The organism is Enterobacteriaceae bacterium ESL0689 (assembly GCA_029433525.1).
Lineage (GTDB): Bacteria > Pseudomonadota > Gammaproteobacteria > Enterobacterales > Enterobacteriaceae > JAQTIF01.
Window position 1 is genome coordinate 2,064,295 of the sequence record JAQTIF010000001.1, and the last position, 24,239, is coordinate 2,088,533.

Consider the following 24,239-nt stretch of genomic DNA (forward strand, 5'->3'; position numbering starts at 1 on the left):
GCATCGCATGATTTGAAATCTGTTACTGTCGCCTGAGTCGCCTGACTAAATAACTTCGCAAAATAATAGATCACTTTGAGGGAACTCAGCCCGGATTTTGCGATCTGATCAATCGCCAGACATCACAAATCACAAACCGGACTGAGCGATGCCGATCATAGCAGCTATTTCTCCTGAAGAACGACGTTTTATGCGTAAAGAAGCACAGCAGACTCGCGATAAAAACGATGCACGGCGGATAATCGCTATGCTTATGTTGCATCAGGGAATGACTGTTACCGATGTCGCCCGGCTGCTCTGTGCCGCCCGTTCATCTGTGGGCCGCTGGATAAACGGGTTCACGTTATAGGGTACTGAAGGCCTCAGAAGCCTCAGACCCGGACGAGAGCAGCACTGGCCTGTTACCGATATCTTACGGGTTCTGCCATTGCTGATTCAGCGTACCCCGAAAGATTATGGCTGGTTACGTTCACGGTGGAGTACAGAATTGCTGGCCCGTATCGTCAACCAGGTTTTTAATATAACGCTTCATCGTTCAACGCTGCACCGCTACCTGAAACAGGCGGGAATAGTCTGGAGAAGAGCAGCGCCCACGCTGAAAATCAGAGACCCGCATTATGATGAAAAACAGTCCGCTATAGAGCAGGCTCTGGCTCAGGATCAGGCAGAAAATCCGGTGTTTTATCAGGATGAAGTTGATATTGACCTGAACCCAAAAATCGGCGCTGACTGGATGCTCAGAGGACAACAGAAACGAGTTGCCACGCCGGGACAGAATCAGAAGCATTACCTGGCCGGGGCGCTGCATGCAGATACAGGAAAAGTTCATTACGTCAGTGGCAGCAATAAGAACTCTGATTTATTTATCCGTTTGCTGGAAACACTCCGCCGCACATACCGTCGGGCAAAGACCATCACGGTGATAGCAGATAACTACGTTATTCATAAAAGCCGGAAAGTGGAGCACTGGCTGGACGGGAATAAAAAATTCAGGGTGTTGTTCCTGCCGGTATATTTACCATGGCTGAATCCAGTAGAACGGTTGTGGCTGTCCTTACATGAAACGGTCACACGGAATCATTCGTGCCGGTACATGTGGCAACTACTGAAACAGGTAAAGCAGTTTATGAAAGTTGCCTCCCCATTTCCCGGTAGCTGTCTGGGGCTGGCGAAAGTGGAGCGTTAATATGAGAAGTTATTTAGTGCCAGGAAGAGGGCTCTTCACGGATTGCCATCGGTATGGCACGAATAGCAGCATCCGGTCAGCAGAAAAAGGACTTGCATTAATTACGGAACTTATTACTGCCAGTGATACTCCAATTACCATGACGGGTACAGGAATAAGAGTCACAAATGTGGTGAAGTTTCTTCAGGCGGGGAGAAAAGCGACTACCGTCTTGCTCTGTCGATATCAGCATATCGCGACCCAAATGAGTCTTCATGTAACGCCACTGACGGTAGTGCGACAGCTATGAAGAAAATACTCGCTGTATAGGATGAACCGGATTTTTTTGCAGCGCATCATATTGCCCAATATGATGCTTGCCAGTACCAGACCCCTGCCATTTAAACAGGGGTCTTTTTTTCACCTCTTTTTTTTGCCAGCGATAGCTGGGTTTCTGGTTTATGGGCAATCAGTACGGCGCGTTGTGGCGCCGGATATCCCTCAAGGGTTTTATGCTTATCGTTAGGATCGAGAAAATCAGCCAGCGACTCGCTGCTCATCCATGCTGTCCGGCGCTGTTCTTCACAGCTTGTCACGCAGGTATCAACGATGCGGACATCAATAAAACCACATTTTTCCAGCCATATTTTTAATGCCGCAGTGGACGGGATAAAGTAAACATTGCGCATTTGAGCGTAACGATCGCCGGGCACCAGCACACACTGTTCATCCCCCTCAATCACCAGGGTTTCCAGTACCAGTTCGCCACCTTCAATGAGCTGATCTTTGAGCTGTAACAGATGATCGAGCGGTGAGCGACGGTGATAAAGTACCCCCATAGAAAACACAGTATCAAAAGCATTCAGTGCAGGCAGTTGTTCAATGCCTAAAGGCAGCAAATGCGCACGCTGATCACTGCCCAGTAACTTTCGTACCGCTTCAAACTGACATAAAAAGAGTGGGGTCGGATCGATACCCACCGCCATGCGCGCACCTGCGCCAATCATCCGCCATAAGTGATAACCACTGCCACAACCGACATCCAGAATGATCCGCCCCCGGAGATCGGAAAGGTGCGGTAATACACGCTGCCATTTCCAGTCTGAACGCCACTCGGTATCGATATCCACGCCATAAAGCGAATAAGGCCCTTTGCGCCACGGCATCAGATTTTTGAGTAAATTCTCAATACGCAGGCGCTGACCTTCGCTTAACGGCGTCTGGCTTTCGGCTGTCACACTATGACGAAGATCCAGCTGACAGGGTGTCAGGGCAGGCAGAAAGTCGACAGCGCGTGACCACGTCGCAAACTGGCCGTGTTGTGCTTCACGTTGCCAGCAGGCAAGCTGGGCGGGGAGTGTTTCCAGCCAGTGTGTTAACCGGCCTTTCGCGATTTGCTGATAGAAATGACTGAAATCGATCATGCTTGTTCTTCGGATTTTATCGCCAGCAGTGAACCAAAATTAAAGCATTGAAACCATAATTCGGCATGTGTAAATCCCGCTTTATATAATCGAGCTTTATGGGTATCCACGGAGTCCGTCAACATGACGTTTTCCAGCATACTCCGCTTCTGGCTGATTTCCAGCTCGCTGTAGCCATTAGCGCGCTTAAAATCATGGTGCATATCGAAAAGCAATTCATCCAGCCGGGCATCGGTAAAACTGAACTTCTCTGACAGTACCAGCGCGCCACCGGGATTCAGCCCGCTGTAGACTTTATCAACAATAGCCTGACGTTCCGCGGGGGCAAGAAACTGCAAGGTAAAATTCAACACCACCAGTGAAGCATTTTCAATGCGAATATCACGAATATCGCTTTCTACAACCGTGACAGGTGTGGGCGCTTTATAAGCATCAATATGACGACGACAACGCTCAATCATGGCGGTGGAATTATCGACAGCGATAATCTGACAGTCAGTATGGATAATATTCCGTCGGATAGAGAGCGTTGCGGCACCGAGTGAGCAACCGAGATCGTAAATCCGGGTGGTGGGTCGGACAAAACGTTTAGCCAGCATGCCGATCATCGAAATAATACTGGAATAACCTGGAATGGAACGCTGGATCATATCAGGAAAAACTTCAGCAACCCGTTCATCAAAAGTCCAGTCGCCGAGGCTGGCAATCGGTGTGGCAAAGAGCGTATCACGGTGAGGCATAATCGGGATCCGAAAAAATAAAAACGGCGTATTGTGCGCTAATGCAGCGGGAAAGCCAACCATCGTTAATGACGTTGTGAAAAATAACACCACAGACCAATGGCTGAAAGAGGGGAGGCTATTATCTGAACTATTTCCGGATAACCGATGAGCGAAAAAATGACTCTCCTTGCACAGTCATCAGGAGATCGACACGATGAAGATCGTCATTTATAATCATGAATATCAGCATATGATTTCGGAAAATGATGAAAAATCAAGCCAATAAATGCTCATGATTTCATGACGGCCAGGCGATAATCAGCGATCGTGATCAAATATGCATAACACTATGCAACCGAAGGCTATTATTAACGAGGCGTCGTTGTGATGCCTGTATATCCGTGCCTCTTGTTTGTCCTTGCCTGCCCGGTGGGTGGCCTGCGCCAGCGGGGCGAAGCCGTGCTCGTCTTCGTACATCTACAAGTGGCTGTGGCAGTTTTTTAGAGTATGCATCCAGATACCTGTTTCCTGATTGCGCTATATTGTATATATTGTCAGCTTTGTTAAATAAATAGATTTTATGCTGTCACCTCTCGGTAGATCGTTTCTCGCATAATGTAAAATCAAACAGTTAGATATCAGAATGTGATGACCAACAACGATGTGCAAATTTTTCTACCGAGAAAATGTCGTTTGACATTCAGTTATCCGATTTATTCAACAAAGCCTATATTGCCTTGATATTTAATATAACAATCATTATTAATGATATAGCAATTTACTATCATATAGATGAAAAACGCTCAATCCCACCAACAGGAACGGTATATCTGAAAAGATATTTAGTTTTTTCTTCTGTTCTCACTTTTATGTCAACCATTCCTGAGCATATTTTAAAATTGCGACAAGATTATCAGGACTTCCATATCCATCAAAATGATTATCATTTGCATTTATAACTATCCAGGCGTCATCTTCGTCTATATTAATTGTCTTTGATTTTCTTCCATACTCACCACTTATAGAAACCTTCCAGCCTGGATTGTCTATCGTACTGATGTCAAAACCATATTCATGTTCCCATTTGCCATTGCATTTGGATTGATACCAGTTTTGCAAAAAAATCAATATATCCTGATGCATCTATAATAACTTTTTTAATTTTGCCAACTTCCTGGCAACGCGTATATCTTGCTTAGTTGCCCCATGTACGATTTCCGTTTTCTTTAAAGGAAATCGTTGCCCATCTGGTGTGATATTTACTTGCGATGATTGTACGTGTGGCGTTGGAATATCCATTTGAGATAGTTTATCGAAATGAGAGCGGCCTCTTAAATCAATATGTCCAATTGTTGCTGGAGTCGAAAAATCAACAGAGTTCTTATTAATTCTATCTGATAACTCCTCAGCCATCTCCTGAGCATCTTTAGGACGACGATCAGGCTGACACTTTGCCAGCCCCAACGGATCAATCCACGTCAGCGGCTCTGGCGCATACTGATACGGATTCAGGCCGCCAGTAAGACCAGTCGGGCCCTGGCTGATAAAGCGGCCGCACTCCGGATCGTAGTAGCGAAAACGATTATAGTGTAATCCTGTTTCTGCGCCATGGTATTGTCCCTGATAACGCAGCGGCTGGTGGATTTCCTCTTCGTTGCAGGCTCTCACCTGTGCAGTGTGGCCCCAGCCGTGGTAGTCGGCCCACCAGACGATATTGCCCTGGGCATCGGTCAGTTCGCGCGGCAGGCCGGAGGCGTCGTTGTGATACCCGTATATCCGTGCCTCTTTTATGTTCTTGCCCGCCCGGTGGGTGACCAGGGCCAGCGGGGCGAAGCCGTGCTCGTCTTCATAAATCCATAAGTGGCTGCGCTGGTCGCTGTCCCAGATGAAAACCGTGACCCCGCTGGCGTCCTGCTTCCACGTCCGGCGGCCAAAACCATCATAGCCGTAGCGGCAGCATTGGGTTTTGCCGTTGCGGATACTGACCACTTGCTCCAGCTGATGTTCGGCGTTCCAGCGCAGTTGCTGACGGGTGTTGCGATTGCTGTCACTGTATCTGGCGGCTCAGTCGTCCGGCCTGGTCATACTGATAGCGGCTGTAAATCGCCCCCTGGCTGCGGCGCACCTCCCGGTGCAGGGCATCACGTTCACTTTCGCAGATAATCCGCTGGTCAAGGTTGACCTGAATACGGTGGCCGTTTCCGTAATAACTGTTTTTCAGCTGCCGTCCGGCAGGATGGTGTGGGTGCGGTGGCCGGTTTCGTCATAGTGATGGCGTAACAGATAATCGTGGCTACGAATCATCTGGCGTTCAGTGATAAGCTGGCTGGTGGCGTCCCACTCAAACTCTGTCCGTCCGCCGGGGGTGATGGCGGTTATCAGTCGCCCCATCAGGTCATAGCGGTAACGGCGGGTGATGCCGTCAAAGCCGCATTCGCAGACAGGATTATCATTGTGGTCATACTGGCGGGTGTAGCGGGCGCCGTTTTCACTGACCAGCGCACTCAGGCGGCGGGCGATGTCATATTCATACCTGACCTGATGCCCGGCAGCATCGGTGCGGCTCAGGGGCTGACCATCGCCGGCATACTGCCAGCGGGTGACCTGGCCCTGCGGGTCGCGCCAGGCGGTGAGCCTTTGCCAGCGGTCATAACTGAAGGTTTCCGTGCCGCCGTCAGGGTGAGTGATTTTCACCAGCAGGCCATCCTGACGGTGAAGCATCTGTGTGCGGTTGCCTGCGGCGTCAGTCTGCTCCCTCAGCCAGCCATAACGGTCATAGTCATACGTGGTGGTGCGACCACTGCAGTCAGTGTGGCGGGTGACCAGCCCGGCACTGTTGTAAGTGGGACGCTGAATACCGGAAGCAGCATCGCAAATCCTGGTCAGGTTGCCCTGGTCATCGTGGTTGTATTCGGTTATCCGTCCCGCTTCGTCCATCATGCGGATAAGATTGCCCACAACATCATAGGTGAACTCCTGTCTGCTGCCGTGCATGTCAGTAATACTGCGCGGCAGGTTCCAGCGCGGGTGCCAGTCGAAGTCGGTGGTTTCACCGTCCGGGGCGATGATTTTCATCAGGTTGCCGCGTTCATCATAATAACAGCGGGTCAGCGGTCCGGCGGTTAAGCGGGGTGTAGCGATATTTTGACGCTTTGGCCATCGTACCTGCGGTGGGTAACATCAGCCATCCATTAATGTACAAGAACTGTTCATGCAAGCGGCGTAATCAGGCGGTCGGGCTTATCGTGTGACGGAAATTCTATTATAATGATCGTCTTTTTCATTCAGTTGTGACACTCGGCTAACGCGGTGATTTACCACCGACGGCTAAGTTAAGGGATATCTCATGCGTACAGAATATTGTGGGCAGCTCGGTCTGTCTCACGTCGGGCAACAGGTGACGCTGTGTGGTTGGGTCAACCGTCGCCGTGATCTTGGTAGCCTTATCTTTATTGATATGCGTGACCGTGAAGGTATTGTCCAGGTCTTTTTCGATCCGGATCGGGCAGAGGTGTTAAAGCTGGCATCTGAACTGCGCAATGAGTTCTGCATTCAAATCACCGGTACGGTACGTGCGCGTGATGACAAAAACGTCAACAGAGATATGGCGACCGGGGAGATTGAAATTCTGGCATCTTCCCTGACGATTATTAATCGTGCTGAAGCGTTGCCACTCGATAGTAATCACGTCAATACAGAAGAAGCCCGACTGAAATATCGCTACCTTGATCTGCGTCGCCCTGAAATGGCACAACGTTTGAAAACACGCGCGAAAATCACTAGTTTTGTGCGTCGTTTTATGGATGATCATGGTTTCCTTGATATTGAAACCCCGATGCTGACGAAAGCGACGCCAGAAGGTGCTCGCGATTATCTGGTGCCGAGCCGCATTTATAAAGGTAAGTTCTACGCTCTGCCGCAATCTCCCCAGCTTTTTAAGCAGCTGCTGATGATGTCCGGATTCGATCGCTATTATCAGATAGTCAAATGTTTCCGCGACGAGGATTTGCGTGCTGACCGCCAGCCAGAATTTACCCAGATCGATGTGGAAACTTCCTTTATGACCGCGTCACAGGTACGCGAAGTGATGGAAGATCTTATCCGCCAGTTGTGGCTGGAAATAAAAGGGGTTGATCTGGGGCCATTTCCGGTAATGACTTTTGCGGAAGCTGAACGTCGTTATGGTTCAGATAAACCCGATCTGCGTAACCCGCTGGAGCTTATCGATATTGCTGACCTGGTTAAGACGGTGGAATTTGCTGTATTCTCTGGCCCGGCAAATGATGCGAAAGGGCGTGTGGCTGCGCTGCGTGTACCTGGCGGCAGCGCACTGACCCGCAAGCAAATTGATGAATACGGTAAGTTTGTTCAGGTTTATGGCGCCAAAGGGCTGGCATGGATGAAGGTCAATGAGCGGAGCAAAGGAATCGAAGGTGTTAACAGTCCGGTGGCGAAATTCCTCACTGCCAATATCACCGAAGCTATCCTTGCACGAACGGCTGCCGAAGATGGCGATCTGATTTTCTTTGCGGCAGGCGATAAGAAAGTGGTTGCCGATGCTTTGGGTGCGCTGCGCCTGAAAGTGGGCAATGATCTGAAACTGACCGACGAATCGCGTTGGGCACCGTTGTGGGTCATCGATTTCCCGATGTTCGAAGACGATGGGGCCGGTGGGCTGAGCGCAATGCATCATCCGTTTACTTCGCCGAAAGATATGACTGCGGACGAGTTGCAGGCAGCGCCAGAAGAGGCAGTCGCGAATGCTTACGATATGGTTATCAACGGTTATGAAGTCGGCGGTGGCTCGGTTCGTATCCATAATGGTGATATGCAGCAGACGGTCTTTGGCATTCTGGGGATCGAGGAGCAGGAACAACGTGAAAAATTTGGTTTCCTGCTTGATGCCCTGAAATATGGCACGCCGCCACACGCGGGCCTGGCATTTGGTCTGGATCGTCTGACGATGTTGCTGACCGGGACCGATAATATCCGTGATGTGATTGCTTTTCCGAAAACGACCGCTGCGGCTTGTCTGATGACTGAAGCGCCCAGTGTTGCCAATCCAGTGATGTTGACTGAACTGGGAATTCAGGTGGCGGTGAAAGAGAAGCCGACTTCTGCCGGTGAAGAATGAGATGACATTTAAGCGCCCGGTCTCTGTGCTGGTGGTGATTTATGCCGCCGATACCAAACGGGTGCTTATGCTGCAACGGCGCGATGATCCTGCTTTCTGGCAATCGGTAACAGGTAGCCAGGAGGCAGGAGAAAGCGCCAGACAAGCCGCGATGCGCGAAGTAAAGGAAGAGGTGGCAATTGATATTGCCAGCGAGAAACTGATCTTAACCGACTGCCAGCGCAAAGTGGAGTTTGATATATTTCCTCAGTTTCGTCATCGCTATGCGCCCGGTGTTGAACGCAATACCGAGTATTGGTTCTGCCTTGCGCTTCCTCACCAGCGGCAAATTGCTCTGACAGAGCATCTGTCATACCGTTGGATTAATGCGGAGGAGGCTGCGGCATTGACCAAATCGTGGAATAACCGACAAGCGATTGAAGAATTTGTAATTAACGTCGTCTGAAAGGGCGCGCTTCTGGAGAGTTTTTTATGGCAGGTCATAGTAAATGGGCCAACACTAAACACCGCAAAGCAGCACAGGATGCTAAACGCGGTAAGATTTTTACTAAAATCATTCGTGAGCTGGTGACTGCCGCTCGCCTGGGCGGGGGGGATGTCGCCTCCAACCCCCGTCTGCGTGCTGCAGTGGATAAGGCACTGTCTAATAATATGACCCGTGATACCCTGAATCGTGCGATTGCCCGTGGTGTCGGTGGGGATGAAGGTGCCAATATGGAAACCATCATCTATGAAGGTTATGGCCCAGGGGGGACGGCAGTGATGGTCGAATGTCTAAGCGACAACCGTAACCGCACTGTTGCCGAGGTTCGCCACGCTTTCAGTAAAACCGGGGGCAATCTCGGTACCGATGGTTCCGTAGCCTACATTTTCAGCAAAAAAGGGGTGATCTCTTTTGAAGCGGGAGATGAAGATGTCATTATGGAGGCCGCACTGGAAGCGGGCGCGGAAGATGTTATTGCCTATGATGATGGCGCAGTAGATGTCTATACCGCATGGGAAGAGATGGGCGCGGTACATGATGCACTGGAAGCAGCGGGGCTGAAAGCGGACAACGCAGAAGTTTCGATGATCCCGTCAACCAAAGCAGATATGGATGCAGAAACGGCACCGAAACTGTTACGTCTCATCGATATGCTGGAAGATTGCGACGACGTACAGGAAGTTTACCATAATGGTGAAATATCTGATGAGATCGCCGCTACACTGTGATTGCTGTGATTTTCTATCGGGAGATGCGCGATGGCGATTATTCTCGGGATTGATCCGGGGTCACGCATTACCGGTTATGGTGTTATTCGCCAGCTTGGACGGCAGTTGAGTTATCTTGGCAGCGGCTGCATTCGTATGAAAGTGGATGATTTGCCATCACGCCTGAAACAGGTCTATGCGGGGGTGACGGAAATTATCACCCAATTTCAGCCAGACTATTGTGCAATCGAGCAGGTTTTTATGGCTAAAAATGCCAGTTCTGCGCTCAAACTGGGTCAGGCACGAGGGGTGGCGATTGTGGCGGCAACCAATCAGAACCTGCCGGTTTTTGAGTATGCAGCAAGGCAGGTCAAGCAAACAGTGGTGGGCATCGGTAGCGCCGATAAGAGTCAGGTACAGCATATGGTTCGCACGTTGCTTAAACTCCCTGCCAATCCTCAGGCCGATGCCGCAGATGCGTTGGCTATTGCGATCACGCACTGCCATATCAGCCAGAATGTCGCACAGCTTGCTGATAAACGACTTAATCTGGCGCGTGGACGTCTGCGTTAACCATAAATCAGGCTGGATATTTATCCAGCCTTTTTTTATGATACAGCGGATGCATCAATTCAGGAGAAGTACGTGATAGGCCGACTCAGAGGTATCATTCTCGAAAAGCAACCACCACTGGTATTGCTGGAAACCGCAGGTGTAGGCTATGAAGTTTATATGCCAATGACCTGTTTTTATGAGCTGCCGGAAGCAGGGCAGGAAGCGACTGTTTTCACACATTTAGTGGTGCGTGAAGATGCACAACTGCTCTATGGTTTTAACAATAAACAAGAGCGCACGTTGTTTAAAGAGTTGATTAAAACCAATGGGGTCGGGCCAAAACTGGCGCTGGCGATCCTGTCGGGGATGTCAGCTCAGCAGTTTGTTGAGGCGGTTGAGCATGAAGCGTTGTCAGCACTGGTGAAATTGCCAGGGATTGGTAAAAAAACCGCCGAGCGCCTGATTGTCGAAATGAAAGATCGTTTTAAAGGATTGCATGGTGATTTGTTTACATCGGCAGATCAACCGATACCAACATCATTATCCTCAGGTTTAGCCAATGATGATGCTGAACAGGAAGCTGTGGCTGCGCTGACGGCATTGGGTTATAAACCGCAGGAAGCGAGCCGGATGATAAGCAAAGTTGTTCATCCAGGGGCAAGCAGTGAAACGCTGATTCGTGATGCGTTGCGAGCGGCATTGTGAGGTAAAGGATGATTGAAGCAGACAGGCTGGTATCGGCTGATAGCGTCGAACCGGAAGAAACGGCAGATCGCGCTATTCGTCCTAAATGGCTGGCGGAATACATTGGCCAGCCACAGGTTCGTTCACAAATGGAAATTTTTATCCAGGCGGCGAAACGACGCGGCGATGCACTGGATCATCTGTTGATTTTCGGGCCGCCGGGGCTGGGGAAAACAACGCTGGCGAATATCGTGGCCAATGAAATGGGCGTCAATCTGCGTACCACTTCTGGCCCGGTGCTGGAAAAAGCGGGTGATCTCGCGGCGATGCTGACGAATCTCGAACCGCATGATGTGTTGTTTATTGATGAAATTCATCGTCTTTCACCAGTAGTGGAAGAGGTGCTCTACCCGGCAATGGAAGATTATCAGCTGGATATTATGATTGGTGAAGGGCCGGCGGCTCGATCCATCAAAATTGATCTACCGCCCTTTACGTTGATTGGCGCAACTACGCGCGCGGGTTCGTTAACGTCACCGCTGCGTGATCGTTTTGGTATTGTCCAGCGGCTGGAGTTTTATCAGGTTGCTGATCTGCAATATATCGTTAGTCGTAGCGCCAGTTTTATGGGACTGGAGATGAGCGATGAAGGCGCGCTGGAGGTCGCCCGCCGTGCGAGGGGAACGCCGCGGATTGCGAATCGCTTACTGCGTCGGGTGCGTGATTTCGCAGAAGTACGTCACGATGGACGGATTTCGCGAGAAATCGCGGCGCAGGCGCTGGATATGCTAAATGTTGATGTAGAAGGATTTGATTATATGGATCGCAAGCTGTTACTGGCGGTGATTGACAAATTCTTTGGTGGGCCAGTAGGGCTCGATAATCTGGCTGCGGCTATCGGTGAAGAGCGGGAAACCATCGAGGATGTGCTGGAACCCTATCTGATCCAGCAGGGTTTTTTACAGCGTACACCACGAGGTCGTATGGCGACAGTGCGTGCCTGGGAACACTTTGGTATCACGCCACCAACAACGCCATGATCCACTCCGGCTAACCCGTCTCATGGCCAGAGAAAAGCTCAGGCGGTGTTTTTTTTCATCATACTGATGATAAACAGTGCGGTGGCACACAGGACGACGGACGGGCCCGCAGGGGTGTCATAACATGCGGAGAAGGCCAGTCCCCCGGTGACCGCTATTATTCCTGCGCCAACGGCAATGGCCGCCATTTGCTCTGGTGTACGGGAAAAGCGGCGTGCGGTGGCGGCGGGGATGATCAGCAACGAAGTAATAATCAACGCACCAACAAATTTCATCGCGATACCAATCGTCAGCGCGGTGACCAGCATCAACAGTAATTTCACACGTTGTAGTTTTACACCATCAACAAATGCCAGATCCGGACTGATGGTCATCGATAACAGATTACGCCACTGCCAGAGCATGATGATCAGTACAATAACCACGCCGATGGTAATAACGAGCAAATCCTGTGGTGTGACTGCCAGCAGATCACCAAACAGATATGCCATCAGGTCGATACGAACATTGGCCATCAGACTCACAACCACCAGACCCAGAGACAACGCGCTGTGTGCCATGATCCCCAGTAATGTATCCAGCGCCAGGTGAGGGCGTTTTTCGAGCCATACCAGGCCAGCGGCAAGTAACAGCGTGACGGCAATCACGGCATAAAATGGATCGATATTCAGCAATAAACCGAAAGCGACACCCAGTAAAGAGGCATGTGCCAGAGTATCACCAAAATAGGACATCCGGCGCCAGACGACAAACGACCCCAGTGGCCCGGCAGCACAGGCGAGTATGACGCCAGCCAGCCAGCCAGGTAACAGTATTTCAATCATGATCGCGGGTTCCCTGGTTGCAGATTTCTTGTTCTTGTCGATGGTGATGGCGATGATTATGGTGATGTCGATAGAAACCTAACTGTTCAGCGCCGTGAGAACCAAACATAGAGATGAATTGCGGGTGCAAGGAGACCACCTCTGGCGTACCCGAGCAGCAGATATGTTGGTTCAGACACAGCACTTCATCGGTTTTTGCCATCACCAGATGCAGGTCATGAGAAACCATTAATACCGCACAGTGAAACTCCTGGCGGAGTTGATTAATCAGGTCGTACAGTGCCACCTGGCCGTTAACATCGACCCCTTGAGTGGGCTCATCCAGCACCAGCAATTGTGGTTGATTGAGCAGCGCACGGGCGAGCAGGACTCGCTGAGTTTCCCCGCCGGAGAGCTTCTGCATTGGTGCATCGATCAGATGCCCGGCCTGTACCCGTTGCAGGGCGGGTAAAATATCTCGTTCCCGGGTCGCCGGGCGCAGGCGTAAAAAACGACTGACGGTTAATGGCATGGTAGCGTCGAGGTAGATTTTTTGTGGAACGTAGCCAATGCGCAGATTGTGCTGGCGCTTAATCGTACCGCTAGTCGGTGTCACCAGACCCAGCACGACACGCACCAGGGTTGATTTACCTGCGCCATTAGGGCCCAGTAAGGTCAGGATTTCGCCAGATATAAGCGTCAGCGAAATATCGGACAGGATATGTCGGTGGTTAAAGACGACAGAAATATTTTCCAGTGTGACCAGCGTTGTCATATCAAGTCAGAGATTACATAAAGAAGTTTAATGTTATAATATCACAATTCTCTCAGGTATCATGCTGGAACTAATTATTATGTTACATAAAAAAACGCTTCTTTGCGCAGGATTAGGTGCTTTTCTTTTATTCAGCCAAAGCGGGCTGGCTCATGCCGCTGTTGTCACGTCAATAAAGCCCCTTGGGTTTATTGCTTCCGCGATCACCAATGGCATCACCGAGACCCAGGTTCTGCTGCCAGATGGTACTTCAGAGCATGATTATGCATTACGTCCTTCCGATATAAAACGCTTACAGAACGCAGAGTTAGTTGTATGGGTTGGTCCGGAAATGGAGGCGTTTATGGCTAAGCCGATGCAGCGCATTGCTGCAGACAGAAAAGTCACGATTGCCGAACTGGAGGGGGTAAAACCTTTACTCATAAAAGGGGAAGAGGACGGTGATGACGATCATCATTCCAGCGCTAAAAATCATGATCACAATCATGATCATGGCATCTACAATATGCATTTATGGCTATCACCGGAAATAGCACAGCTTTCAGCAGTTGCAATTCATGATAAATTGTTGGAACTTATGCCGCAGAATCGATCTTTGCTTGATGCAAATCTGAAACAGTTTGAGGCAAATTTATCTGCCACTAATACGCAGATCGAAAAAGAGCTGGCACCGCTGAAAGGGAAAAAATATTTCGTGTTTCATGATGCTTATGGCTATTTTGAGAAACACTATGGCTTGACGCCACCGGGATACTTCACGATCAACCCGGAAATACAGCCGGGTGCGCAGCGGTTACATGAAATCAGAACACAACTGGTTGAGCAAAAAGCAGTCTGCGTTTTTGCTGAACCACAATTCAGGCCAACGGTTATTGAAGCTGTTGCCCGGGGTACTGCTGTGCGTATGGGAACGCTGGACCCTCTTGGAATAAAAATCAAGCTGGGTAAAGAGAGTTATATGCAGTTCCTGCAGCAACTGGCGAAACAGTATTCAGATTGCCTGAAAGAAAATTAATGAGGAAGTGAATACGTGCAACAGATAGCTCGCGCTGTCACACAGGCCTTTAATAATTTACCACGACCCCACCGTATTATGCTGGGGTCACTGAGCGTACTGACCATCGCGGTCGCCTCCTGGCGTCCCTATATTTACTATCCGGAATCAATATCTGTCGCGGGTATCAGCGCTATTTCACCAGAAAGTACAGAACTGCATACGCTGTTACCGGAGGCTTCCGAACCGATTGATGAAACACCGCAGGAAGAAGAGGCGATTCCCCAGGATGAACTGGATGAGAAAGCGGAAAGTGACGTAAACAGTTATGAGTATGTCGTGTCTACCGGGGATACGCTAAGTAGTATCCTGAGCCAGTATGGTATTGATATGAGCGATATCTCCCGGCTCTCTTCGACTGATAAGGCATTGTATAATCTGAAAATAGGTCAACAGCTATCCTGGACACTCACCGCAGAAGGTAATTTACAACGCCTCACCTGGGAAGTGTCACGCCGTGAAACCCGCACTTATGATCGTATCGCGAATGGCTTTAAGATGAGTAGCGAACTGTTAAAAGGGGAGTGGGTAAATAGTGTATTGAAAGGGGTTGTCGATGGTAGTTTTGTCGCGAGTGCACGGGCAGCGGGTCTCACCAGCAGCGAAGTGAGTTCAGTGATCAAAGCAATGCAATGGCAGATGGATTTTCGCAAACTGCGCAAAGGTGACCAATTCTCTGTATTGATGTCAAGTGAAATGCTGGATGGTAAGCGCGAGCAAAGCCAGTTATTGGGGGTTCGGCTACAGTCGGAGGGCAAGGATTACTATGCATTCCGTGCTGAAGATGGAAAATTTTATGACCACAACGGTGTTGGGTTAGCAAAAGGATTTATGCGTTTTCCGACAGCACGCCAGTATCGCGTTTCATCACATTTTAATCCGCGTCGCCTGAACCCAGTGACGGGACGTATTGCACCGCATCGCGGCGTTGATTTCTCTATGCCACCAGGAACGCCAGTGCTGGCTGTCGGTGATGGTGAAGTCGTCGTTGCCAAACGCAGTGGTGCGGCGGGAAATTATATTGCTCTTCGTCATGGTCGCAGCTACACCACGCGCTATATGCATTTGAATCAGTTGCTGGTGAAACCAGGACAGAAAGTGAAACGCGGTGATCGTATTGCGCTTTCTGGTAATACAGGTCGCTCGACCGGGCCCCATCTGCATTATGAGGTCTGGATCAATCAGCAGGCGGTTAATCCGCTGACAGCGAAGTTACCACGCACGGAAGGACTCAGTGGTGCTGATCGTAGCAGTTATCTGGTACAGGTGAAAGAAATGCTCCCGCAGTTACAATTTGATTAGCTAGTTATCGATAAAAACCGGTGCGTCAGTATTGAGCCTGACCAGTGACAATCCCGGTCACTCAAAAGCGATCGGGATAAGTCGGGTTATGGCAATCCGATTATCACCTGCGATTACGCCCGTATTTTCTTATGCAAAACAGATGTGAATCAGGCATGGAAACAAAAAAGAACAATCCTGAATATATCCCGGAATTTAAAAAGTCTTTTTTACACCCTCGCTACTGGGGGTCATGGCTGGGGGTGCTGGCTTTTGCTGCATGTGCGCTGACTCCTCCTGCCTTTCGCGATCCGCTGCTCGGTAAACTGGGACGTCTGGTGGGCAGAGTAGCAAAAAGTGCGCGTCGCCGGGCACAAATCAATTTGTTGTATTGTTTCCCGGAAAAGAGCGAGCAGGAGCGGGAGGCGATTATTGATGACATGTATACCTCTGCACCGCAATCAATGGCCATGATGGCTGAACTTGGCTTGCGTGATCCACAGCGCGTCCTTTCTCGTGTCGACTGGCAGGGTAAAGAGATCATTGACGCGATGCGACGCAATAATGAAAAAGTGATTTTCCTGGTGCCACATGGCTGGGGAGTTGATATTCCAGCGATGCTGATGGCGTCTGGCGGCCAGAAAATGGCGGCGATGTTTCATAATCAGGGAAATCCCGTTTTTGATTATGTCTGGAATACCGTCAGACGCCGTTTTGGCGGGCGTATGCACGCGCGTAATGATGGTATCAAGCCTTTTATCCAGTCAGTGCGCCAGGGGTACTGGGGCTATTATCTGCCTGATCAGGATCATGGCGCAGAGCACAGCGAATTTGTTGATTTTTTCGCGACTTATAAAGCAACATTACCGGCGATTGGTCGTCTGATGAAAGTTTGTCATGCCCGTGTGGTGCCATTGTTCCCGGTTTATAACGGTAAAACGCATCGCCTGACGGTGCTGGTACGCCCTCCGATGGATGATTTGCAGACCGCCGATGATCACACCATTGCGCGGCGAATGAATGAAGAGGTCGAGATTTTCGTCAAACCGCACAGCGAACAATACACCTGGATACTCAAACTGCTGAAGACGCGCAAACCCGGTGAAATCGAGCCTTATCGACGTAAAGAGCTCTTTAGCGGAAAAAAATAATCGTTTTTTATTATAACGTGTCTTCTGCCAGCATCATGCTGACAGAAAACGGCACGCCTTTGCGGAATCCTTTTATTCGACCCGCAAAATGCGGGTGGTATTCGTGCTACCGACGATACTCATCATATCGCCTTCGGTGATGATAACGAGGTCACCGCAGGCCAGATAACCTTTATCACGGAGCAGCGTTATTGCATCATGGGCGGCAGCAATTCCACTATTATGGCTATCGAAATAGACCGGCGTCACACCACGGTACATGGCAGTCAGGTTCAGTGTACGCTCATGACGGGAGAGGGCAAAAACAGGCAGACCAGAACTGATGCGCGAGGTGAACAGGGGAGTGCGACCGGATTCCGTCATGGTAATGATGGCGGTCACGCCCTTCAGATGATTGGCGGCATACATGGCCGACATCGCGATAGTTTCTTCAACATTATCAAACTGGACATCGAGACGATGTCGGGAAACATTCAGGTTCGGCATTTTTTCTGTCCCCAGACAGACCTCAGCCATCGCGGCCACGGTTTCTGATGGATACTGACCAGCTGCTGTTTCTGCTGACAGCATAACCGCGTCAGTCCCATCAAGAACGGCGTTAGCAACATCCATCACTTCTGCACGGGTTGGCATAGGATTCGTGATCATCGACTCCATCATTTGTGTCGCAGTGATCACTGCACGGTTTAGCTGACGGGTGCGACGAATCAATGTTTTCTGGATACCAGCCAGTTCCGGATCGCCGATATCCACACCGAGATCACCACGTGCGACCATGACCACATCAGAGGCCATAATCACATCATCCATTGCCTGCTGATCGCGAACCGCTTCCGCGCGTTCTACTTTTGCGACAATCTGCGCGTCACAACCGGCTTCACGAGCGAGACGACGCGCATAGCGCAGATCTTCGCCACAGCGTGGAAAAGAGACGGCCAGATAATCAACACCAATTTTGGCCGCGATAGCGATATCGGCGATATCTTTTTCTGTCAGTGCGCGGGCGGACAGCCTCCCTCCCTGTTTATTGATGCCTTTATTATTAGATAACGGCCCGCCAGTAATGACCTCGGTAAAGATCTTCAGTCCCTGCACCTCGTCAACTTTCAACCGCACGCGGCCATCATCCAGCAACAGGATATCGCCAGCAACCACGTCAGCGGGTAAATTCTTATAATCAACACCGACTTTTCCGCTATCGCCTTCATCCTCTGCCAGGCCAACATCGAGCAAAAATTTATCACCGGTATTGAGGAAAATTTTTCCTTCCCTGAACGTTGATATGCGAATTTTAGGGCCCTGTAAATCGGCAAGAATAGCAACATGGCGTCCCAGTTTTGCGGCAATTTGCCGGACTTTACTGGCGCGGGCTTGATGATCTTCTGCGCTACCGTGAGAAAAATTCATTCGTACGACATTAGCACCGGCAACAACCACTTTTTCAAGATTATTATCGCGATCGGTCGCCGGACCTAAGGTTGTCACGATTTTGGTTCTGCGCAATCTGCTGGACATCTCATACTCCAGTGGCTAAAGCAACGCGGGTGTTGCAATGAATAAAAAAACAATCATGGTAAACCGGCAGAATGGTTGCGTCAGGCAACGCTAAAAATGAGTGCTTCTGACCGGTTTGTGCGTTATCGCTGGTATATCAGCAACGGATTATCAAAGTGCAATCTCTGTAATACTTCCTTGACTTTTCTCATGTTATCTCTGAATTTTATCTGCTGTTTCAGGGTACGAAGTGTCGCTCTGTACATTCATCACCGCTGCCAGCAACGCCTGGTGAGAGGGACGCTAAAAATATCTGTTTATGACGAATGTTTGCCGGAGAGTCATCGCATAAAAATGCGGTTTTTTTTATGATATAGCTGACTTATGCCCCCTGAAAGCGCATCAGAAGCCATGCTGTATTTCAGAAATAGCTAAAAATAGTAAGATGTAATGTAATAAAATTATAAAAGTAGTCTGGCATAAGTAACAGACTATCAACTGAGGAGAGAGACATGGCGGTAACGCAAACGGCCCAGGCGTGTGATCTGATTATTTTTGGTACGAAAGGCGATTTGGCTCGACGTAAATTGCTGCCATCTTTGTACCAGCTTGAAAAGGCGGGTCAGATTAACCCTGAAACACGCATTATTGGGGTTGGGCGTGCAGACTGGGATAAAGATGCGTATACCCGTGTTGTACGTGAAGCGCTTGAAACCTTTATGCCGGAAGAAATTGATGAAGATTTATGGAAAACCCTGAGTGGACGTCTGGACTTCTGTAATCTTGACGTCAATGATACGTCCGCTTTTACTCGCCTGAGTAAAATGGTTGATCAGAAAAAACGTGTCACGCTCAGTTATTTTGCCATGCCTCCAGCGACGTTTAGTGCAGTTTGTAAAGGTCTGGGTCATGCGAAAATGAATATTTACCCCGCGCGAGTGGTGATGGAAAAGCCGCTCGGCACCTCACTGGAGACTTCCCGCGAAATTAATAATCAGGTTGCGGAGTTTTTCGACGAGAATCAGGTTTATCGTATTGATCATTATCTTGGAAAAGAGACTGTACTCAATCTTCTGGCGTTACGTTTTGCGAATGCCCTGTTTGTCAATAACTGGGATTGTCGTACGATCGATCATGTTGAAATTACTGTTGCCGAAGAGGTCGGTATTGAGGGGCGTTGGGGATATTTCGATAAAACCGGACAAATGCGCGATATGATCCAGAATCATCTGTTGCAGATCCTGTGTATGATCGCCATGTCCCCGCCAGCCGATCTCAGTGCCGATAGCATCCGTGATGAAAAAGTCAAAGTACTGAAATCGCTGCGGCGCATTGATCGTTCGAATATACATGAGAAAACGGTGCGTGGTCAGTATACCGCAGGCTTTGTGCAGGGCAAAAAAGTACCTGGTTATCTTAATGAAGAAGGGGCGAATAGTACCAGTCGCACGGAGACTTTTGTGGCTATCCGGGTTGATATTGACAACTGGCGATGGGCTGATGTGCCATTTTATTTACGGACGGGAAAACGTTTGCCCACTAAATGCTCAGAAGTTGTTGTCTACTTCAAAACACCTGAACTGAATCTGTTCAAAGATAACCGATCTGAATTACCGCAAAATAAGTTAACCATACGCCTGCAACCGGATGAAGGTGTTGATATCCAGATCCTTAATAAAGTCCCCGGACTTGATCATAAACATAATTTGCAAACGACGAAGCTGGATCTGAGCTATTCACAAACTTTCAATCATTCACATCTGGCTGATGCTTATGAACGTTTGTTGCTGGAGGCGATGCGTGGTATCCAGGCGCTGTTTGTTCGCCGTGATGAAGTGGAAGCCGCGTGGCGCTGGGTTGACTCTATTACCGACGCCTGGGCGGCTGATAATGATTTGCCAAAACCATACCAGGCAGGCACCTGGGGACCGATGGCCTCTGTCGCGATGATCACCCGCGATGGTCATTCATGGAGTGAATTTGAGTGATCGTAATCTGACGTGAATGCGTTCAGTAACAGATCAGGATGACAGAACTGCTGACCCCAGGAGAAGGAAACTGCTGGGGTTTGCGACATCGGTATAGATTGTTTCGAGAAGTGATAATAGATCACTTGCTAATTAAGGTGACGGTGTCACATTTTGGTCGGCTGAATATTGATACGGGATGCCAGTCACAGATAACCGCGGGTCTTATCAGATGACCCGATCGGCTAAAATAAGATCAAATATCACTCGATTATCCCAGAACCTGAACAGATGATACAGCCAGCTGCGCTCGCATAATCGCGTCATCAATATTTTCTGCTATTGCCAAAACCACGCCCAGCCGCCGGGAACCATCAATTTCTGGTTTACCAAACAAACGTATTTGCAAACCTGCACCGACAGCCGCCTGAATATTATCAAAGGTGATATTCTGGCTGGTTAACTGTGGCAGAATAACCGCAGAGGCGGCCGGGCCGTACTGGCGAATAGTACCGATAGGCAGACCAAGAAAAGCACGAACATGCAGCGCAAATTCGGAGAGATCCTGAGAAATCAGGGTCACCAGGCCAGTATCGTGGGGGCGTGGGGCCACTTCACTAAAAATAACCTCATCGCCGCAGATAAAAAATTCGACGCCAAACAGGCCATAACCGCCAAGAGCTAGCACCACCTGACGCGCAATATCCTGGGCGCGTGCTAATGTCGCCTCGCTCATATGTTGTGGTTGCCATGATTCGCGATAGTCTCCCTCCTCCTGATGATGACCGATAGGAGGGCAGAAATGGATACCATCAATGGCACTGATAGTGAGCAGGGTAATTTCAAAATCGAATCTGACCACACCTTCGACAATCACCCGGCCACTCCCTGCACGCCCGCCTTGTTGTGCATAATTCCAGGCATCGATCAGTTGCCCATGATGACGAATCAGGCTTTGTCCTTTACCTGAAGAACTCATGACCGGTTTGACAATACAGGGCAGACCGATATCACTCACAGCAATACGGAAGCTTTCTTCGCTGTCAGCAAAGCGGTAAACAGAAGTCGGTAACCGTAGATCTTCGGCGACCAGCCGACGAATATCTTCCCGGTTCATCGTAATTTTGACCGCCTGGGCGGCAGGAACTACTTTTTGCCCGGCTCGTTCCAGCTCTGGCAGGATATCGGTGGCGATGGCTTCGATTTCAGGTACGATAAAGTCAGGTTTTTCCTTGAGGATCAACGCCCGCAATGCGTTATCATCCAGCATATTGATGACGTATGAACGATGAGCAATATGCATCGCTGGCGCGTCGCGATAACGATCTACCGCAATGATTTCTATCCCCAGTCGCTGGCATTCAATCGCGATTTCCTTACCCAGTTCACCGGAGCCTAATAACATTACCCGAGTTGCTGCAGGGCGCAGTGCTGTGCCTAATAGAGTCATAACGGATTTCCGTAGTTATAAATTACGTTGTATTGTAAAGGAAAACGTTTGCGCCTGTCTTTATTATTCATCATTTCGTTAATTTAGCGCCTGGCCCATCAGATGTTATTGACGCGGCCAGTGTCGCCAGCAACGCCTGATGGAAGCAACGTTAAATGTGCCGGATGCAGCGCGTGGCTGCTGTTCGTGAGTGGCGTATATTATTTAGTTTTGGCTTCATAAGGCAGGCGAGAGAGTGAGGCGGATGTCAGACGATGGGCGATCAGACGGTCACGAAACCAGCCACGCAGATGCTCTGGTTGTGCTTTCTCAACGGATTCTGCGATAACCGGCATATTGTAGCGTTCTTTGAAAGCAACTCCCGCAGCAGCAAGATCCACATTAACCTTGTCCATTTCATGTTGCGACAGTTTAGCCAGATTTTTTTCCACTCTTTTCTCCTGCATGCGCTGAAAATGAAAAAGTACAATATCAGACCGGTCTGTGACCCCGGATGGTCATATTATACCCTGTTATTCTGGCTCTGGGCAGTGCTCGAAATCCTCACCTGCTACGTGTAGGCTACGGTTTTGCCGTGCTATCCGTATCATGCTTTAACTTTATTCATCACGAACTGGAAAAAGTATTGCCGTCAACTATGCTTATAAAGCGAGGCAATTGAGCCATATCTTTTGTCTCTATTCAATGCCAATTTTTAGCGCACGGCTCTCTCCCTGGAGCCATTACCCTGGACCGAACACAGGAATTGTGCTCGGTCTTTTTTTATTACCAATGTATCTGAGCTTGTTTTATAAGATTTTGCTGTCTCAGGCATCCGGTAAGTGTCAAGACAGTTATCACCCCTGTTTAATTTAAACTGCCTGTTTTTCCCGTTCCGGATTTAATGTTACCGGGCCCTCCGGCTGCCAGTTTCTTGTCTTCCCTGACCCGCGCTCCGGATGCGCTTTCTGTGCCTGACGATACAGTTCATCACGCTGTTTCAGCAGGGCCCTGTCTTCACCACGATGCCGTTCCGCTGGCGTGACATAGCGTATTCCACTGTGACGGTGCTCTTCGTTATACCACCGGGTAAATTTCTCCACCCAGGTACGGGCATCCTCCAGCGTCCTGAACCCCGATGATGGCCACTGCGGCACATACTTCAGCGTCCGGAACAGCGATTCCACATACGCATTATCATTACTCACCCGTGGCCGGCTGTGGGATGGCGTGATATTCAGCTCATGCAGTTTCACCTACAGCGTCTGCGATTTCATCGCCGGACCGTTATCGGCGTGCAGGACCAGCGGCTGTCGCCAGCAGCCTTCCCGCATCACACTGCGCTGCATCAGGGCGGCTGCCTGTTCACCGCTTTCTGTCTCATGCACTTCGTAACCCGTAATTTTTCGGCTGTACAGGTCGGTTATCAGATACAGATAATACCAGCGGCCACTCACCACAGAGGGCAGCCAGGTGATGTCCCATGTCCACACCTGGCAGGGACCTGTCGCCGTAAAGGTCGTCGGGGCAGCCACCTTCTGCCGCCGGGCCTGACGTCCCCGCCGGTGAACCTCACCGGAACGACGCAGTATGCGGTAAAAGGTCGATTCACTCGCCAGATAAACGCCTTTGTCTGCCAGACGCGGCACGATTTGCGACGGCGGCAGACTGGCATATTCAGGCTGATGACAGGCCTCCCGTATCTGCTGCTCTTCCTCAGGACTCAGGCGGTTAACCGGTACCGGCCTGACGGCTGTCAGACGGCCATCTTCATGATGCTTTTGCCAGCGCTGCCAGGTGCGAAGGCTCAGGTTCACTTCACGGCAGACAACCCTGCGCCGGGCTCCTGCCGCGACGGCCTCATTAATCCACCGGATGAGCTGCTGGCGCTCATGTGCAGGTGTCAGTCGTCCCCGTCCGTTTCCCCGTAGTAATCCCTGAGCTTTTTTCGCAGTACCAGTATCGCTGCCGCCTCCGCCAGAGCTTTCTCCTTACGCACCAGCTCTCTCTTCAGCTGTTTAATCTCTTTCTGGCTCTGCTTCAGGGCTGCTTTATCTTCCGGTGCGGAAATCTGTAAAAAAGCCTGCTTCCACTGAATAATCTGTTCCGGATAAAGACCTTTTTTACGGCAGTATTCTGCCACTTCAGCCTCACTGAGTGTGGCGGTTTCGACTATCACGGCGAAGCGTGCTTCTGCTGACCACTGGTCGGTTGTTTTCTCTGCGCCGGGCACGGGCTTCCCCTCTGATTTGGCCTGATTACGCCAGTTACAGAGGGTAGCTTCGGATATTCCTTCCATTTGTGCAACGGTGGAAACCGACATGTTGTAGGGGGGCAATAATTTAGCCAGTATCGCTGGTCATGTATTCA

At 49.9% G+C, this 24,239-nt stretch carries 18 protein-coding genes and 3 pseudogenes; 11 read left to right on the forward strand and 10 right to left on the reverse strand.

The genetic code is table 11. The annotated features are described in order from the left end of the window. Nucleotides 1-148 precede the first annotated feature (148 nt). Nucleotides 149-1,186 (forward strand): annotated as a pseudogene (locus PT300_09945) (IS630 family transposase). A 380-nt stretch (nt 1,187-1,566) separates the two neighbouring features. Here the strand turns inward: PT300_09945 and cmoB are convergent. From cmoB to PT300_09965, 4 genes and pseudogenes are all read right to left on the reverse strand, one after another. Next, complete coding sequence (gene cmoB, locus PT300_09950; protein ID MDF7680883.1) at nt 1,567-2,589, reverse strand: tRNA 5-methoxyuridine(34)/uridine 5-oxyacetic acid(34) synthase CmoB; 1,023 nt, start codon at nt 2,587-2,589, stop codon at nt 1,567-1,569. Next, on the reverse strand, nt 2,586-3,329 hold the full coding sequence (gene cmoA, locus PT300_09955) for a carboxy-S-adenosyl-L-methionine synthase CmoA (GenBank protein ID MDF7680884.1): 744 nt from the start codon (nt 3,327-3,329) through the stop codon (nt 2,586-2,588). Before cmoA ends, cmoB begins: the two co-directional genes overlap by 4 nt. Nucleotides 3,330-4,178: 849 nt before the next feature. Next, a complete protein-coding gene (locus tag PT300_09960) occupies nt 4,179-4,454 on the reverse strand; it encodes an Imm53 family immunity protein (GenBank protein MDF7680885.1) in 276 nt (91 codons plus the stop codon). Between the two features lie 306 nt (nt 4,455-4,760). Then, nucleotides 4,761-6,431 (reverse strand): annotated as a pseudogene (locus PT300_09965) (RHS domain-containing protein). 226 nt (nt 6,432-6,657) lie between these two features. Between PT300_09965 and aspS the strand changes: the two are divergent. The 6 genes from aspS to ruvB all read left to right on the forward strand — a co-directional run bounded on the left by aspS (nt 6,658) and on the right by ruvB (nt 11,915). Further along, entirely contained in the window at nt 6,658-8,445 is a 1,788-nt protein-coding gene (gene aspS / locus PT300_09970; protein MDF7680886.1) for an aspartate--tRNA ligase, read from the forward strand. 1 nt (nt 8,446) lies between these two features. After that, complete coding sequence (gene nudB / locus PT300_09975; protein ID MDF7680887.1) at nt 8,447-8,890, forward strand: dihydroneopterin triphosphate diphosphatase; 444 nt, start codon at nt 8,447-8,449, stop codon at nt 8,888-8,890. Nucleotides 8,891-8,916: 26 nt separating this feature from the next. Further along, nucleotides 8,917-9,657, forward strand: a complete 741-nt coding sequence (locus tag PT300_09980) for a YebC/PmpR family DNA-binding transcriptional regulator (GenBank protein MDF7680888.1) — start codon at nt 8,917-8,919, stop codon at nt 9,655-9,657. 30 nt (nt 9,658-9,687) lie between these two features. Beyond that, on the forward strand, nt 9,688-10,209 hold the full coding sequence (ruvC, locus tag PT300_09985) for a crossover junction endodeoxyribonuclease RuvC (protein ID MDF7680889.1): 522 nt from the start codon (nt 9,688-9,690) through the stop codon (nt 10,207-10,209). Nucleotides 10,210-10,281: 72 nt separating this feature from the next. Next, entirely contained in the window at nt 10,282-10,896 is a 615-nt protein-coding gene (gene ruvA, locus PT300_09990) for a Holliday junction branch migration protein RuvA (protein ID MDF7680890.1), read from the forward strand. Nucleotides 10,897-10,904: 8 nt separating this feature from the next. Continuing rightward, a complete protein-coding gene (gene ruvB / locus PT300_09995; GenBank protein MDF7680891.1) occupies nt 10,905-11,915 on the forward strand; it encodes a Holliday junction branch migration DNA helicase RuvB in 1,011 nt (336 codons plus the stop codon). Between the two features lie 38 nt (nt 11,916-11,953). Here the strand turns inward: ruvB and znuB are convergent, their stop codons facing one another. After that, nucleotides 11,954-12,739 (reverse strand): zinc ABC transporter permease subunit ZnuB, encoded by a 786-nt coding sequence (znuB, locus tag PT300_10000; protein MDF7680892.1) that lies wholly within the window; start codon nt 12,737-12,739, stop codon nt 11,954-11,956. Further along, nucleotides 12,732-13,493 carry a zinc ABC transporter ATP-binding protein ZnuC gene (znuC, locus tag PT300_10005; GenBank protein ID MDF7680893.1) on the reverse strand — a complete coding sequence of 254 codons (762 nt, stop codon included), beginning with the start codon at nt 13,491-13,493 and terminating at the stop codon, nt 12,732-12,734. The genes znuB and znuC overlap by 8 nt, the downstream gene beginning before the upstream one ends. Before the next feature lie 79 nt (nt 13,494-13,572). On the opposite strand from znuC, the gene znuA reads away from it, so the two are divergent. The 3 genes from znuA (at nt 13,573) to lpxM (ending at nt 16,979) form a co-directional block, all read left to right on the forward strand. After that, nucleotides 13,573-14,508, forward strand: a complete 936-nt coding sequence (gene znuA, locus PT300_10010) for a zinc ABC transporter substrate-binding protein ZnuA (GenBank protein ID MDF7680894.1) — start codon at nt 13,573-13,575, stop codon at nt 14,506-14,508. Nucleotides 14,509-14,523: 15 nt separating this feature from the next. Then, the gene (gene mepM / locus PT300_10015; GenBank protein MDF7680895.1) at nt 14,524-15,849 is read left to right on the forward strand and encodes a murein DD-endopeptidase MepM; all 1,326 of its coding nucleotides are present in this window, start codon (nt 14,524-14,526) and stop codon (nt 15,847-15,849) included. A 155-nt stretch (nt 15,850-16,004) separates the two neighbouring features. Further along, nucleotides 16,005-16,979, forward strand: a complete 975-nt coding sequence (lpxM, locus tag PT300_10020) for a lauroyl-Kdo(2)-lipid IV(A) myristoyltransferase (GenBank protein MDF7680896.1) — start codon at nt 16,005-16,007, stop codon at nt 16,977-16,979. A gap of 72 nt (nt 16,980-17,051) precedes the next feature. On the opposite strand, the gene pyk is transcribed toward lpxM, so the two are convergent. Further along, nucleotides 17,052-18,494: a pyruvate kinase gene (gene pyk, locus PT300_10025; GenBank protein MDF7680897.1), complete on the reverse strand. Its 1,443-nt coding sequence runs from the start codon at nt 18,492-18,494 to the stop codon at nt 17,052-17,054. 491 nt (nt 18,495-18,985) lie between these two features. Between pyk and zwf the strand changes: the two genes are divergently transcribed. Beyond that, nucleotides 18,986-20,461: a glucose-6-phosphate dehydrogenase gene (gene zwf, locus PT300_10030; GenBank protein ID MDF7680898.1), complete on the forward strand. Its 1,476-nt coding sequence runs from the start codon at nt 18,986-18,988 to the stop codon at nt 20,459-20,461. A 250-nt stretch (nt 20,462-20,711) separates the two neighbouring features. Here zwf and purT read toward each other — a convergent pair whose 3' ends face one another. From purT to PT300_10045, 3 genes and pseudogenes are all read right to left on the reverse strand, one after another. Continuing rightward, entirely contained in the window at nt 20,712-21,890 is a 1,179-nt protein-coding gene (gene purT, locus PT300_10035) for a formate-dependent phosphoribosylglycinamide formyltransferase (protein ID MDF7680899.1), read from the reverse strand. A gap of 200 nt (nt 21,891-22,090) precedes the next feature. Then, nucleotides 22,091-22,321 (reverse strand): DNA polymerase III subunit theta, encoded by a 231-nt coding sequence (locus tag PT300_10040; protein MDF7680900.1) that lies wholly within the window; start codon nt 22,319-22,321, stop codon nt 22,091-22,093. 420 nt (nt 22,322-22,741) lie between these two features. Beyond that, a pseudogene (locus PT300_10045) lies at nt 22,742-24,222 on the reverse strand (IS3 family transposase). Nucleotides 24,223-24,239 lie beyond the last annotated feature (17 nt).